This is a genomic window from Desulfosarcina sp. (genome assembly GCF_033791525.1).
Lineage (GTDB): Bacteria > Desulfobacterota > Desulfobacteria > Desulfobacterales > Desulfosarcinaceae > Desulfosarcina.
This window is the reverse complement of sequence record NZ_JASJGN010000294.1, coordinates 1-13,982: the sequence shown is the minus strand read 5'-3', so window position 1 is coordinate 13,982 and position 13,982 is coordinate 1. Positions and strand designations below refer to the sequence as shown.

General features: G+C 50.9%; 17 protein-coding genes. 16 read left to right on the top strand and 1 reads right to left on the bottom strand.

Features of this window, described 5'->3' with window-relative positions; translation table 11 throughout:
* Positions 1–73: 73 nt before the first annotated feature.
* Entirely contained in the window at positions 74–1,042 is a 969-nt protein-coding gene (locus tag QNK41_RS14690) for a hypothetical protein (RefSeq protein ID WP_319258211.1), read from the top strand.
* 194 nt (positions 1,043–1,236) lie between these two features.
* On the opposite strand, the gene QNK41_RS14685 is transcribed toward QNK41_RS14690, so the two are convergent.
* Positions 1,237–2,097: an amidohydrolase family protein gene (locus tag QNK41_RS14685; protein ID WP_319258210.1), complete on the bottom strand. Its 861-nt coding sequence runs from the start codon at positions 2,095–2,097 to the stop codon at positions 1,237–1,239.
* Between the two features lie 243 nt (positions 2,098–2,340).
* On the opposite strand from QNK41_RS14685, the gene QNK41_RS14680 reads away from it, so the two are divergent.
* From QNK41_RS14680 to QNK41_RS14615, 15 genes are all read left to right on the top strand, one after another.
* On the top strand, positions 2,341–2,655 hold the full coding sequence (locus QNK41_RS14680; protein ID WP_319258208.1) for a zinc ribbon domain-containing protein: 315 nt from the start codon (positions 2,341–2,343) through the stop codon (positions 2,653–2,655).
* A gap of 192 nt (positions 2,656–2,847) precedes the next feature.
* Positions 2,848–4,179 (top strand): M48 family metalloprotease, encoded by a 1,332-nt coding sequence (locus tag QNK41_RS14675; protein ID WP_319258207.1) that lies wholly within the window; start codon positions 2,848–2,850, stop codon positions 4,177–4,179.
* A 214-nt stretch (positions 4,180–4,393) separates the two neighbouring features.
* Positions 4,394–4,909 carry a tRNA (cytidine(34)-2'-O)-methyltransferase gene (locus tag QNK41_RS14670; protein ID WP_319258205.1) on the top strand — a complete coding sequence of 172 codons (516 nt, stop codon included), beginning with the start codon at positions 4,394–4,396 and terminating at the stop codon, positions 4,907–4,909.
* A 79-nt stretch (positions 4,910–4,988) separates the two neighbouring features.
* Entirely contained in the window at positions 4,989–5,927 is a 939-nt protein-coding gene (locus QNK41_RS14665) for a multidrug resistance efflux transporter family protein (RefSeq protein ID WP_319258203.1), read from the top strand.
* A gap of 190 nt (positions 5,928–6,117) precedes the next feature.
* A complete protein-coding gene (locus QNK41_RS14660; protein WP_319258202.1) occupies positions 6,118–6,843 on the top strand; it encodes a superoxide dismutase in 726 nt (241 codons plus the stop codon).
* A gap of 120 nt (positions 6,844–6,963) precedes the next feature.
* On the top strand, positions 6,964–7,839 hold the full coding sequence (locus QNK41_RS14655) for an alpha/beta fold hydrolase (RefSeq protein ID WP_319258200.1): 876 nt from the start codon (positions 6,964–6,966) through the stop codon (positions 7,837–7,839).
* A gap of 28 nt (positions 7,840–7,867) precedes the next feature.
* Positions 7,868–8,671, top strand: coding sequence for a hydroxyethylthiazole kinase (gene thiM, locus QNK41_RS14650; RefSeq protein WP_319258198.1), 804 nt, complete (start codon positions 7,868–7,870; stop codon positions 8,669–8,671).
* A 43-nt stretch (positions 8,672–8,714) separates the two neighbouring features.
* Positions 8,715–9,125: a hypothetical protein gene (locus QNK41_RS14645; RefSeq protein ID WP_319258196.1), complete on the top strand. Its 411-nt coding sequence runs from the start codon at positions 8,715–8,717 to the stop codon at positions 9,123–9,125.
* A gap of 16 nt (positions 9,126–9,141) precedes the next feature.
* Positions 9,142–9,894, top strand: a complete 753-nt coding sequence (locus tag QNK41_RS14640; protein ID WP_319258195.1) for an HpcH/HpaI aldolase family protein — start codon at positions 9,142–9,144, stop codon at positions 9,892–9,894.
* Positions 9,895–10,011: 117 nt separating this feature from the next.
* Positions 10,012–10,212, top strand: coding sequence for a four helix bundle protein (locus QNK41_RS23085; RefSeq protein ID WP_413815159.1), 201 nt, complete (start codon positions 10,012–10,014; stop codon positions 10,210–10,212).
* Between the two features lie 148 nt (positions 10,213–10,360).
* Positions 10,361–10,765, top strand: a complete 405-nt coding sequence (locus tag QNK41_RS14635; RefSeq protein ID WP_319258193.1) for a roadblock/LC7 domain-containing protein — start codon at positions 10,361–10,363, stop codon at positions 10,763–10,765.
* A 70-nt stretch (positions 10,766–10,835) separates the two neighbouring features.
* Positions 10,836–11,441, top strand: a complete 606-nt coding sequence (locus tag QNK41_RS14630; RefSeq protein WP_319258192.1) for a GTPase domain-containing protein — start codon at positions 10,836–10,838, stop codon at positions 11,439–11,441.
* A gap of 14 nt (positions 11,442–11,455) precedes the next feature.
* Complete coding sequence (locus tag QNK41_RS14625) at positions 11,456–12,088, top strand: hypothetical protein (protein ID WP_319258190.1); 633 nt, start codon at positions 11,456–11,458, stop codon at positions 12,086–12,088.
* Between the two features lie 135 nt (positions 12,089–12,223).
* Complete coding sequence (locus QNK41_RS14620) at positions 12,224–12,694, top strand: hypothetical protein (protein WP_319258189.1); 471 nt, start codon at positions 12,224–12,226, stop codon at positions 12,692–12,694.
* A 35-nt stretch (positions 12,695–12,729) separates the two neighbouring features.
* Positions 12,730–13,887 carry a HAMP domain-containing protein gene (locus QNK41_RS14615; RefSeq protein ID WP_319258187.1) on the top strand — a complete coding sequence of 386 codons (1,158 nt, stop codon included), beginning with the start codon at positions 12,730–12,732 and terminating at the stop codon, positions 13,885–13,887.
* Positions 13,888–13,982 lie beyond the last annotated feature (95 nt).

Below are 13,982 nucleotides of genomic sequence, written 5' to 3'. Positions count from 1 at the left end.
AACGATACTTTTTCAGCCGGATTATTCCGGCACATTGATTATCGGTTTCAATCATTAAAAAAGGAGATGAAAAATGACGACAAGCGACGCCTTCGGGAAAAAGCCTCTCTGGTTGTTGATAGAAGAGAATATCCTTGCGCTTGATTCAACGGACCTCGCCGGGGAAAAGCTGGAACCATCGATTCAACGGATTGCAGGTGAACTTGACAATTCCGGTTACAATGTTTCGCGTCACGGGGGAAATTTGCTTAAATTGAGATGGGCGGTCGAAAAAGCGGTTAAGGCCGGACGTCCACTTATGAAGGATTTCAACACAGCGGTCGCAGCACTTACCCTGGAGGACGTGGCTGACCCTTATAAAGCAACGAGTAAGCTCCTTGACGACGTCGCAAAGACGTGGCCAGAGCTCAGAAGCCCCGAGCGCAGAGCAGATGTGATCAAGATGGTTGAACAGACAAAGCTCGATCTGCTGATTGCCAGCGCAAAAAGCTTGCCCGGCGATGAAAGTATCCGCCTGCTTATTAAAGAAAAAGTGGCGTCCCAGGTCATCACCAGCGCGTTGGAAATTTCCGATGAGAAATTGAAACAGGTGAAGGCTGAGATAAAGAAGGAGCTTGCAGAAAGGGAAAGAGTGGCAACCCTGCTTGAGGCGGTAGCGGGCAAATCCGACGAAGAAAAGGTCAGGCACCTGTTTGAGAAGGACGTCTCTGTAGAATTGATAATTGAGATGGCCAACGTTGACCAGGGCGTGATCGATGCCGCCAAAAAGGCCATGGAAGAAGACCTGAAGGAAAAACAACGGCTGGCAGAAGAGGAAGCCGAACGGAAAAAGGCCGAGGCTGCCGGGCCGGCATTGGAAAATATACCCCCGGATGAGTTGATCGGCTACATTGATTCCATCCGTGAAATTATGGAATTCAGCGAAGAAGAGAAGGAAATCAGAATTATGTGCGAGCAGAGTTCCATCCCCAAGAGTCTTGTGGACATTGCTGTTTCGGAGCCTGACAAACTGGATGAACTTGAAAAGGGTGCGCAGGGATAAGGGGGTTGTTCGTGAACGGTTTCAGACGTCGTGAAGCCGGACTAATCAGGGGGCGTTAAATTGTGCTCCCTGATTTTATGGTCTACGGCTCAATCTGTGGATTAGGTTATTATTTCAATAATCTGGCATTTATTGTTCAGAAAGATCATCCGGAAAACGGCCATACACATTCAATTGTGTATGGCCGTTTTGGTTCATGACGACGGACCCGGTCGACTTAGCTTCAGCAATCGTGCAGCGTTCTGCCCGCATACCATTTTCATGTCCTCCTGGCTCAAACCGGCATCGATCATCTCTTTAAAATACCGGTCGGGCTTGAGCAGGGGATAGTCGGTGCCCATAAGGATCTTGTCCATTCCAACCAGATCCTTGGCATAGCTGTAAATCCGGCTGTCGTAAAGAAACGGGGAGGCGGCGGTGTCGTAATAGACGTTTTTCAGGGTCTCCTTGACCGCTTTTTTAAGCAGGTGGTAGAAGAAGAGTCCGCCTCCCCAGTGGGCTAAAACAATGGTATTGTCAGGGAAGCGGGCCATGGTCTCGTAGATCTGGATCATGGTGTTGGGCGTCTTGCCCGGGTAGAGGTGGCCCACCTCCTCGTTGGTGTGCAGCAGCACCGGCACATCATGCTCCCGGCACATGGCCATGATGGGGCCCAGGCTCAGCTGGCATTCACCGTCGATGCCGCAGCCATAGAAAGCCAGTTCCCCCACACCGCTCAGGCCGGCGTCCAGGCAGCGCTGCACCTCTTCGGCCGCGTCAGGATTCAGGCTGTCCACGCAGCACAGGCCGCGCAGCCGTTGCGGGTATCGGTTCACCGCCTCGATGACATAATCGTTGTTGCGCCGGCAGGTGTCGGGGTTGCGCCAGGGAAATCCGAACACCACCGACATATCCACCCGTTGGTCATCCATCATGTCGATGATGTTAGACGCGGATACCAGTTTGGATTTGGGCGATTCGTATAGCAGCTTGAATTCGGGTTCGGCATCGAAAAAACGATCCCGGTGATCCCGGATCTCAGCGGGGAAGGTGTGTACGTGAAAATCGATGATCATGTGCGACTCCATGCAAAGCGGTTTTCCATATTGACTATGGGGCTTTTTCTTATACAATACAATCCACGCTTGCAACAAACGTAAGCGCTCACAGGTTTAGCGTTTACCGTTCAGGGTTGTGGGCAAAGACGCCATTGAAGGACAGAAGTCTGTATATAAGGTAGCCTGTCTATCGGTGGGCACAGCCCCACCAGAACCCAGAACCTTTGAACCCATGAACCTTCGAACCCATGAACGGTTTATATGTTTTTAATCGCCGGCGTTCAACCCAAAACCAGACGGGTGGATGGAAATCCGCAACGATGCCCAGCTTGCGGGCTGACCCAGGCCTTTGCCACCCGGGTGGATCACTACCTGAGCCTGTTTTTCATCCCCCTGATCCGGGTGAAACAGGGGGAGCCCTTTTTATTGTGCGAAGCCTGCCAGCGACCGGTGAATGGCAGCCGGACGCCGGTTCAGGAGGTGCCGCTGTCAGGCGCTTCCACCGTTTGTGTGGCCTGCAAACGTGGATTCGACAGTTCATTTAAGTATTGTCCGCATTGTGGGCAACGGGCCTAATCGTGGCCGTTCATAAATGGCATCTTTTGGCCCAGGTCGGTGGTCTCACGATGTTTAAATCCTCGACGTAGCGCTGCTACGCCTGTGGTTTCAACATCGTTGCGGCCTTGACCTGAACCAAAATCTACCGTTTATGAACAACCACTAACTATCTTCTAATACAACGAAAAATATCTGAGATCAGAGGTACAAATGCGTTTTTCCGGAAGGGCAATCAACGGACTGAGCCGTCGTGAATTTCTGATCATGACCAGCCTGGCGGCCACGAGTCTGGCTACGGGTTGCGCCACCAACCCCGTCACGGGGAAATCCCAGTTCATGATCATGGATGAAAAGCAGGAGATTGCCGTCGATCGTCAGCAGTCTCCCCACCAGTTCTCAGCCGATTACGGGAACACCCAGGACCGGGTCCTGCAACGCTATGTTCAGACCACCGGCAAGCGGCTGACCGGCAACACCCATCGCGGGCAGATGCCCTATAATTTCCACTGCGTCAATGCCAACTACGTGAATGCCTATGCCTTTCCCGGCGGCAGCATCGCCTGCACCCGGGGGATCCTGCTGGAGCTGGAAAATGAAGCCGAGCTGGCCGCCCTGCTGGGGCACGAACTGGGGCATGTCAATGCCCGGCATACCGCCGAGATCATGTCCAAGGCCCAGCTGGCCAACATGGCCGTCGGGGGACTGACCATACTGACCAGCGTGGCTGTCGGTTCCGGAGCTGGCAGCCTTGCCGGACAACTGGGACAGCTGGGCTCCGGGGCATTGCTGGCGACGTACAGCCGTGACAATGAGCGCCAGGCGGACGACCTGGGCATGGTATACATGACCCGCTCCGGATACGGCCCCCAGGGTATGGTGGGCCTCATGGAAATGCTCAACAGCATGAACCGGCACCCGGCCGGGATGACCGATCTTCTCTTTGCGACCCACCCCATGTCCTCGGAGCGCTACCAGACATCGGTGAATCACGCCACCAACGAATACCGACAGTACAGCGGCCAGCCGTTGTATCGGGAGCGGTACATGGACAACACCGCAGGCCTGAGAAAAATCAAAGGCGCCATCAAGAAGATGCAGGAGGGCGAGGAGGCCATGGGCAAAGAACACTACAGCCAGGCGGAGGGGCTGTTCAAGCAGGGCCTTGACGAAGCGCCCAATGACTATGCGGGGCTGCTGCTCATGGCCAAGTGCCAGCTGGTTCAGAAACAAGACAGCGAGGCGGAGCGGTATGCGGACCGGGCCAAGCAGGTTTATCCCGACGAGGCCCAAGCCTACTACATCAGCGGTATTACCAAGATCCGCGGTAAAAAGTACGACGCCGCCTACGAGGATTTCAGCATCTGCGAGCGGCGTCTTCCGGGCAATCCCAACACGGTTTTCTTGAAAGGGCTGTCCCTGGAAGGTGGAGAGAAAATAGAGCCGGCAGCCCGGGCCTACAACACATACCTGAAGCAGATCCAGCAGGGAAAGCAGGCCCAGTATGCGTATCAGCGGCTGAAGGAATGGGGCTACATCAAGTAGTGCCGGTCCCTAAATATCATCTTGTGGCCCAGCTCCGCGTTCTCGCCATTCGGAGCACGTAGTGAAGCTTCAGCGCTATCCTCGACGTAGCGCTGCTACGCCTGCGGTTCCCAAAATAGCTGCGGCCTTGATCTGAACCACAAGTTGACATTTATTGACTGACACTGCCCCAAAACGGCTTTTGAGCCCAAATTCTAATTTGAGATGGCTTCCAATGGTGGGTTCATCAAACGGTGACGATATTGGCAATGCGGCCCTCTGTGAAAATGCCGGTCTGGAGCGCCACGTGGTGCTGGTGGCACCGGAAATCCACTGGAACACCGGAAACATCGGCCGCACCTGTCTGGGGGCCGGGGCCAGGCTGCACCTGATACACCCCCTGGGATTCTCCCTGGACAGCCGCCAGGTCAAGCGGGCTGGTCTGGATTACTGGAACCGTGTATCCCCCGGTATCTGGGGCAGTTTCGATGCGTTCTGTGAGGCGCTCAACCCCGGGGAAGGTGAAATGGCGCTGTTTTCCAAGGGAGGGACACGGGTTTTCTGGGAGATGCCGGCCAGCCGACGGATGTTTCTGGTGTTTGGATCCGAGACCGGGGGCCTCCCTGAAGTGATTCTCTCCCGCTACCCCCGGGCCTGCTACCGAATCCCCACCACCGGTGATATACGGTCGCTGAACCTGTCCACCGCCGCGGGTATCGCCCTGTATGAGAGCATTCGAAGCGGAAAGTGAGACGCGGAGGGGGCTTTTGGTGATGCTAAACAGTATTTTTTATCTCGTTAATTCTCATGCAAGATTCAGGTAATCGCCGATGGTGAGACTCATTCTGATCGGCCTGCTCTCCGGATTTTTCTTCAGCTCCACCTTTGTGCTGAACCGGATCATGAGCCTGAGCGGCGGTCACTGGGTGTGGAGCGCCAGTCTCCGCTATGCCTATATGATTCTTTTTCTGACGGTCTGGTTGTTGGTGTTTCGTGGAACGGCAGCCTTTGCCCGCACCATGGGCCTGTTTTTCAACCACCTGGCGTTTTGGGTGGCGGTGGGCAGCATCGGCTTCGGGGCTTTTTATGCCCTGATCTGTTTCAGCGCCGATTATGCTCCCGGCTGGATCGTTGCCACCACCTGGCAGTTTACCATTATTGCCACGCTGGTGGTGCTCTCAGCCTTCGGCCGTCGCTTTCCCCGGCGGATCTGGCTGTTTTCGACCATCGTCTTTGCCGGCGTGTTTCTGGTCAACCTCAGCCAGGCAGGGGCGGTCGATTCAGCGGAACTGATCAAGGGGGCGCTGCCCGTGCTGATCGCCGCATTCTGCTACCCCATCGGCAACCAAATGGTGTGGGAGGCCAAGACCGGCCACGGCCGTTTGCCCGATATCAGTGACCCAATGCTGGAGCACCCCTTTGCCAAGGTGCTGCTCATGTCCCTGGGCAGCGTTCCCTTCTGGATCCTGCTGGTAGTCGTGACCGCACCACCACCGCCGGTCGGCGGGCAGATCGTGAACACTGCCCTGGTGGCCCTGTTCTCAGGTGTGATGGCCACGAGCCTGTTCCTCTTTGCGAGGAACGAATCGAAAACCGGCAGTCAACTGGCCGCCGTGGACGCCACCCAATCCAGCGAGGTGATCTTCGCCCTGGCCGGGGAGATTCTGATCATCGGTGCCGCCCCGCCCAATGCCCTGGGGGTGTTGGGGATAGTGGTCACCGGTGCCGGGTTGGCGCTGTTCGTCCGGTTTCAGGAAACGTCGGCTTAAAGGACCCGGCGAAAAGGAATTGCAGTAAACGATACCTCAGGTTACGTTCGAGTGAAATTAACCCGGATAAAATGGAAACAACCAATCACAGGCACCAAATTCTAAATGACAAATCTCAAATAAATTCCAAATAACAATATCCAAATCTTTTAACAACCGTCTATGCAGAAAACCGAAAAGGAGAAAACCCATGGTAACCCATCCCGGTTTCAACAAACGCTTTATCGCCCGTTCATCGGTGCTGGCAGCTTGCGCCCTGGCCGCCTTGTTTCTGGTACAGTGCAGCGGCGGGGACGGTTCGGCCATTTTTGTCATGGAACCGCTGCCATACAGTCAGGATGCCCTGGCCCCCACCATCAGTGCGGACACCATGGGGTTTCACTACGATAAACACTATGCCGGTTATGTGAAAAAGGCCAATGCGCTGACCAAAGGGAAGGGTTTTTCAGGTAAGACCGCTGAAGCGGTGATCCAGGCGACCGCAGGGGACGCGTCCAAAGCGGGCGTCTTTAACAACGCCGCCCAGGCATGGAACCACGCCTATTTTTTCAAATGCCTGAAACCGGGTGGCGGGGGTGCCCCGGAGGGCCTGCTGGCTGAGATGATCGATTCAGCCTTCGGCGGTTTCGTGGAGTTCAAGGCGCTCTTCATCACCGCTGCCAAGGACCAGTTCGGCAGCGGCTGGGTATGGCTGGTCCTGGACGAGGGAAAGCTGGCGGTGGTCACCAGCGCCAATGCGGACACGCCCCTGGCCCATGGCCTGATCCCGCTGTTCACCGTGGACGTATGGGAGCATGCTTATTATCTGGACTACCAGAACCGACGGGTGGATTTTGTCCAATCCGTGCTGGACAACCTGGCCAACTGGGATTATGTGGCGGCCCAGCTGGAGAAAGCCCAACCGTCACAGGGGTAAGCGCCCGGACAACGATAGGCGATCTGCAGGAGGACAATTCGCTCCACCTCCCGTAGGTGGGACTTCCCATTGGCCTGTTAAACATAAAGCCACCGCCACGACCGGAACGTTTCAGAAGCTATGTCAGCTCACATCTTGTCAGCCTTGCCGAAAAAAGAAACGCTGCCGATTTCCATGGCGGACGGGAGCCGGTCGAAGATTACCGCCTACCCTGTTGATGATGCTCGTCGCCCGGTATGCATCCTCATGCCGGCCATGGGCGTTCCGGCGTCCTGGTACGAACCGCTGGCCGGCACATTGGGCCGCCAGGGGTTCCAGGCAGTCACCGCCGATTTGCGGGGGCATGGTGAAAGTTCGATGCGGGCTTCCCGGTCGGTGGATTTCGGTTTCCGCGAGATGGTCGCCCAGGATCTACCGGCCGTGGTGGCAGTTACGGCAGGGCGATTTCCCGGATGCCCCATCTACCTGTTGGGACACAGTTTGGGTGGTCAGATGAGCGTGCTGTACGCCGGGCTTTTTCCCGGCCGGGTGGCTGGGATCGTACTGGTGTCGAGCTGTTCGATCTATTTCAGGGGGTGGACCTTCCCCGCCAATCTGACCATCCTGCTGGGAACCCAACTGGCCTGGGGAATCTCAAGGCTGCTCGGCTACTATCCAGGCCGGCGTTTGGGCTTCGGCGGCCGTGAGGCCAGAACCATGGTACGCGACTGGGCCCATAATGCCCGCACCGGTTGTTACCAGCCGGCCAATTGTAGCTGCGATCTGGAGGCGGCGCTGGAACGGGTGGTTACGCCCGTGCTGGCCATTGCCATTGCCGACGACCACCTTGCCCCGCCCCGGGCAATCCGCTATCTTTGCGACAAGTTGAAAAATGCGCCGGTCGAATACCTGCACATGGGGGCCGACGAGATTCCCGCTGCGGGGCAGAATCATTTTGCCTGGGTGGCCCATGCCGATGCCATTGTACGGGAAATGGGGCTCTGGATGGCCACATAATCACGTTTTTCTGAGGAGTTGAATTCGTATGGACATGACCAATACCACTATTGAACTGCTTGATAAAATAAGGCAAAATGCCCCTCTGGTCCACAACATCACCAACTTCGTGGTGATGAACCCGTCGGCAAATATACTGCTGGCGACAGGGGCGTCCCCGGTGATGGCCCACAGTCGCAAAGAGGTGGCGGAAATGGCTGCCATGGCCGGTGCCCTGGTGCTTAACATCGGCACCCTGGCGGAAAAATGGATCGAGGCCATGGTGCTGGCTGGCAAGGCGGCCAATCAACGGGGCATCCCGGTGATACTGGACCCGGTTGGTGCCGGTGCCACCGGTTACCGCACCCGCACCGTCAAGCACATCCTCGATGAAACCAAAATTTCGGTGATCCGGGGCAATGCATCGGAGGTGCTTTCCCTGGCTGTTGACGACGTGAAGACAAAAGGGGTGGATTCATCCTTATCCCTGTCCGACGAGATCGTGGCGGCCGCCGGCGCCATCGCTCGGCAACACGCCTGTATCGTTGCTATTTCCGGGGAGAAGGATATAATTACCGACGGCACTCGGATGTTTCGAGTGGCTAACGGTGTGCCCCTGATGACCCGGGTGACCGGCCTGGGATGCGGGCTATCGGCGGTTGCCGGCGCTTTTTGTGCCGTGGCCCGGGAGGATCTGCTGGCCGCTACCGCCGCTGCATTCGGTTTCTATGGGTTGTGCGGGGAGTTGGCCCTGGCTGTCAGCGACCGGCCGGGCAGCTTTTTCGTAGCCTTCCTGGACAGTCTTTATTCGGCCGGGAGTGGTGAAGTCCACAAGCATTTGATGGTTGACTAACCACCGTCAACCAGTATGACAATACCTGCAGGAGACATGATTCATGAAGCCGTGCAGAGAATGCAAGCACCAGGTGAGTGAACAGGCAGTCGCCTGTCCGGACTGCGGGGCGCCGTACCCGGCTCGTGAGCGGTGGGACGGCTACGGCTTCGAGTATAAGAGCCAGGCCACTTTTCTCGGGCTTCCCCTGCTGCACATTTCCTTTAAATACCGGCCCAATCGTATGCCGGTGGTGGCCAAAGGGGTGATTGCCGTGGGGCAGTTCGGCGCCGGGATCATCAATATTTCCCAGTTTGGTATCGGCGTGATCAGCCTGGGTCAATTCACCATTGCCGGCTATGCCCTGGCCCAGTTCGCCCTGGCCTATTCGTGCATCGCCCAGTTTGCGGTATACGTGGATCAGGGCGTTGGACAGGTTCTGGTTAAGTGGGCTGATCTGCTGGGACGGTTATAAAAAGGAATCTGTAGGTATGAACCCCGATTTTCGAAGACGGCTGCTTCAGGGAGATCTCTTGACGGGTACGATCGTCACCCTGTCTTGCCCGCAGATCGCCGAACTGCTTTCCCGATCCGGTTTTGACTGGCTCTTCATCGATGGTGAGCACGGCTGCCTCTCCGCGGGTGACATTCAATTGCTGCTGCAGGCGGCCCAACCCGAGTGCCCTTGTGTGGTTCGTGTGGCGGCGAACCATGAGGTTTACATCAAACAGGCTCTGGACGCGGGTGCGGATGGCATCATCGCTCCGTTGGTGAACGATGCCGACACGGCGGCCCGGGTGGTGGCGTATGCCAAGTATCCGCCGATGGGCAAAAGAAGCGTGGGGATCGCCCGGGCCCAGGGATATGGCGCGTCCTTTGCCGACTATGTGAACCGGGCAAACGAGGAGACGGTCGTGATCGTCCAGGTGGAACATGTCGACGCGGTCGACAACATCGCATCGATCCTTGATGTATCCGGCATTGACGCGGTGTTCATCGGTCCTTACGACCTTTCCGCAAGCATGGGAAAACCGGGAAATATCCACGATGCCGATGTTCAGCACCATGTCGAAACGGTCCGCCAGGCGTGCCTGAAACGCCGCATGGCCCTGGGAATTTTCGGTGTGGATGCTGCCGCGGTGGTGCCTTTTATCAAGCAAGGCTATACGCTGAACGCCGTGGGGATGGACACCTTGATGCTGGATCAATCGGCCCGGCGGGTTCTCTCTGAGTTGAAAATATAGGATCATCTCCCGATTAGTTGTAGTTAATTAAAACATAGGCTATCTCCAATTGAGCAGGCGTGATCCCAGAGGGTCCAAGGGGTCAAGGATTCAAGGGTTCGAGTGAAATGATAGAGAATTACAAAGAATGGTTCTGTTTGCGAATTGGAAACACAGATATTAATAGCAGGGGATTTAGACTTAATTGAAAAATGTGAATTGGGCACACTAAAAAAAGACCTATCAGAAATCGAAAGGATGTTAAAAGCGCTGATAAAGTCTTTAAAAAACAAACCCCTGGCCCAGACCGATCACCCTTACTATATTGTCAATAAATGATTATTTTTATGAAGCTTAGCCTATACTTTAAGTAATCACCGAGTCGCGACAGGGCAGGCCTTGAATCCTTGACCCCTGTAATCCTTGGACCTTCTTCTCCAACTAAAATGGAGAAGAACCTAATTAATATTTTAATGGAGGAATACAATTGTCATATACACTTGGCCAAGAACAACTTGATAGAATGGAAGATATTTTGCAGGAGCATCTGGTTGATATCGGGGTTCGTTGTGTTTTTCTGATCGATATGGCAGGCAACATCATTGCCAATAAAGATAACGGTAAAATAAAACACGATGTTTATTCCCTGGCGGCTCTTGCAGCCGGAAATTTCGGGGCAGTAAGCGCCATGGCCAAAATTATTGGGGAAGGTGAGTTTTCATTGCTTTTCCATAAGGGTAAAAAAGAGAACATACATTTTAACAAAATAGAGGCGGATTTTTTGCTGATTACAATATTCAGCAATGAAATATCGCTGGGTTTTTTAAGGTTGAAGGTTGGTGAAGTCGCAGAAATGATAAAAAAAGTTTTAAGCGAAATTAATACACCATGATATTTCATTTTTAAAGGATAACCAATGGTAATAAAAAATACAAAGCGAAAAAAGTTAACAGGTTTTTTAAATGGCATTTATAAATCCTAAAAAAAAAGAAGTTCAGGTTAAAATTGTCTATTATGGTCCAGGAAGGGGCGGAAAGACAACAAACCTTGAATTTATATATAAAAAATTCAGTAATCGTGTAAAAACAGAGATGGTTACTATCAAAACCCATGGTGACCGGACGTTGTTTTTCGATTTTCTTCCTTTTGATATTGGAAAGGTAAATGGATATGATGTTAAGATACAACTTTATACCGTTCCGGGACAGGTGAAGTATAATGCCACCAGAAGACTTGTATTAAGAGGGGTTGATGGTATTGTTTTTGTAGCGGATTCAATGATGGTAAGAAGGGAGAAGAACATTCTTTCCATTAAAAACCTGCAGGAAGATCTTGCAAATTATAAAAAAAGCATTTTCAAGATCCCCTTAGTCCTGCAATACAACAAAGTTGACCTTTCAGAACAGGGGATTCCCCTGACATCTGTTGAGACGTTGCAAAAAGATCTTAACAGCCAGCTAAAAACATCGGCTTTTGAGGCAAGTGCACTTAAGGGAACAAACGTTGTGACGACAATGAAGAAAATTATTTCAATGACAATTGCTACGATAGTAAAGGAGTTAAAATAGGGGGTAAATAATTAATGCCGCAAAATACCGATGATGCATTAGTCAATGAGATTGATGGACGGCTTGATGATTTGTTTGCCGAGGATAAAACACCTAAAAAAGCTGATGAGGAAAGCAGCGATATTAAAGAATATCCTTTAAAAGAGTTAAAAGCTGTTATTTTGTCCATCGATTGGGAAATTACTGATGATGCAATGAAACGGCTGGCAGATCAAGTTGTCGGATTAAAAAAAAGATATAAAGACGACAGGATTGTTTTTATGCTTATTCAACTTCTAGGTTCAATTGGCGAGCATATCAGGATCAACAAAGGCAAATCGCATCCGGATTCCTTTAAATTTCTTAATTCATTGTTTAAAAAACTGGATAAAGTAGTTCGCACTAAGGGCTTAACGGAATCTGAAAAGAAAAAGATTCTTTCGGTGGAAGTAAATAAATATAAGGTTTTAAAAGATAAGCTGTTGCCTCGAAAACCTGTTGCAGAAAAGGGAAAACAGGTAAAACCGGCTGCTAAGGCAAAAGCTGAAAAAGCTGATGTACTTCCCATAGAGGCTTTTGCCAATGCAATGGATCAGATCAGGCAGTTAATCCGATCAGAGTTCAAGGCCCTTAGGGACGAATTAAGATCAGGGAAAGAAAGAAAATAAGGTCATGTGAGCCAATTTCAAAACGTTCCATTTCGAAGTCTGCGCTTATTTGTCCCCCGCCGCAGGCGGGAAACGTTTTAAAGCCGGATCATGTTAAAAACAATTTTTCAGAAATAGTACATCGGAGGTAAGGCAATGGACGTTTTGTCGGGTAATATTTCATCTATGGTCTTCAAACAAATTGCCACAGGCGGCACGGGTGACGTTACTTTAGACAGCAGGCTTCTGAATGTTTTTCTGGGATTGGATGGCAAAAAAAATCTTGGAATAATTGCACAGGAAACAGGGCTGAATATAGATGAGATAAGGAATGCAATCTCCAGGCTTTTACAACTGAAGCTTGTCGAGTCGGCAGCAGAGGACATCTTGATGGCAGATGATGATTTTTTTAATTTCCTCAACATTCAATTATCACTTGCCGTAGGGCCGGTTGCTGAAATTTTAATAGAAGACGAGATAGCAAATATGGACCATGGCATCTCAAAATTTCCTGCTTTCAGAGCAGCTGAACTTGTTGAGATACTAGCTATGAACATTGAGCGTGAAGAGAAGAGGTCTGTATTTAAGCTGGGTATGGTTAATAAATTAAAAGAAAAAGGGTATTAAAAGGCTGCCGAGTTTAATAAAAAAGGAGTATAATAATGATTGTTATATGCGAGGAATGCGGCAAAAAATACAATATTGACCCTTTAAAAGTTAAAGGCGATAAGGCAAAATTTAAATGCAAAGTGTGCGATTTTATAATTACGGTTATAAAGCCTGTTGAAGCTCCCGTTGAAACTCCGGCCACATCTTTACCCAAGCCGCAGTTCACAAAACCTGATAAGGAAGTCGATGTCAAAAAAACATCTGCTTATAAGCAAAAAAATAAGGGGAAATATGCCAGAACAAAGAAAACTAAAAACTTTAATTTAAAGGGTTTTGGCTTACGCAGCAAAATGCTTCTGCTTTTTTTTGTAATTCCTATTACTTTAATAATAACTGCCAATATACTCTATTTATGGCAAATGAACAATCTTTCTTCACTCCTTACCTCAGAAAGTTCAAAAATCCTTATAAATCTCATTGAAGAGAAGGTAGCTGATAACGCAAGGACGGTTGCAGCACAATGTAATCTCTATCTTAATTCTCATCCCGGCATGAAAAAAGAAGAATTTAACTACAATGCAGAATTTAAAAGAATAGCTGTACAAAAAGTGGGAATGACTGGGTATTCCGCTCTTTATGAAATACCGGACTCGAAAGGTGTCTGGCGTACATGGATCCATGTTAATCCAAAAATAATCGGTATTGACATGAGTGCATTAAAAAAACCTATGAAGAAAAATTTTGCCGGTTTTTGGAAAGTTTATACCGGAGTAAAAGAAGGTGGAGAATCAAGAGGATATTACAGGTGGTATGAAAAAGACGGCTCTTTTAGAGAAAAGTTTATGGTATGCACTCCTGTTGAAGGGACTTCATTTATAATTGCTGCTACCACCTATGTTGATGAATTTACAGGGCCTGTTAAACTACTTAATATCAGAGCAAAAAAACAGACGGATATGACCCGAAATATTGTTTTTGGAATATTTATAACCACTATTTTGCTTATCGGTTTTATTGTTTATTTTTACGGGCACAGATTAGCAGGAAGAATCAAATCTTTAACTGAGGTTTCTAACCGTATCAGTGTGGGTGAACTGGATGCTGAAATAGACATTGGAGGAAAGGACGAGATAGGCGATTTAGGGGAAGCAATTTCAAGGATGCAGGATAGCATTCGTCTTTCTATAGAGCGCCTGCGGCGGCGGAGATAGAAGTAAATGACATTAAATTAATTAAACGGCCTGGTAAAAAGTCTTTGAATAAACGCCGGATGGCTAAATTAAAAGGCTCATATACCCCCGCTAAA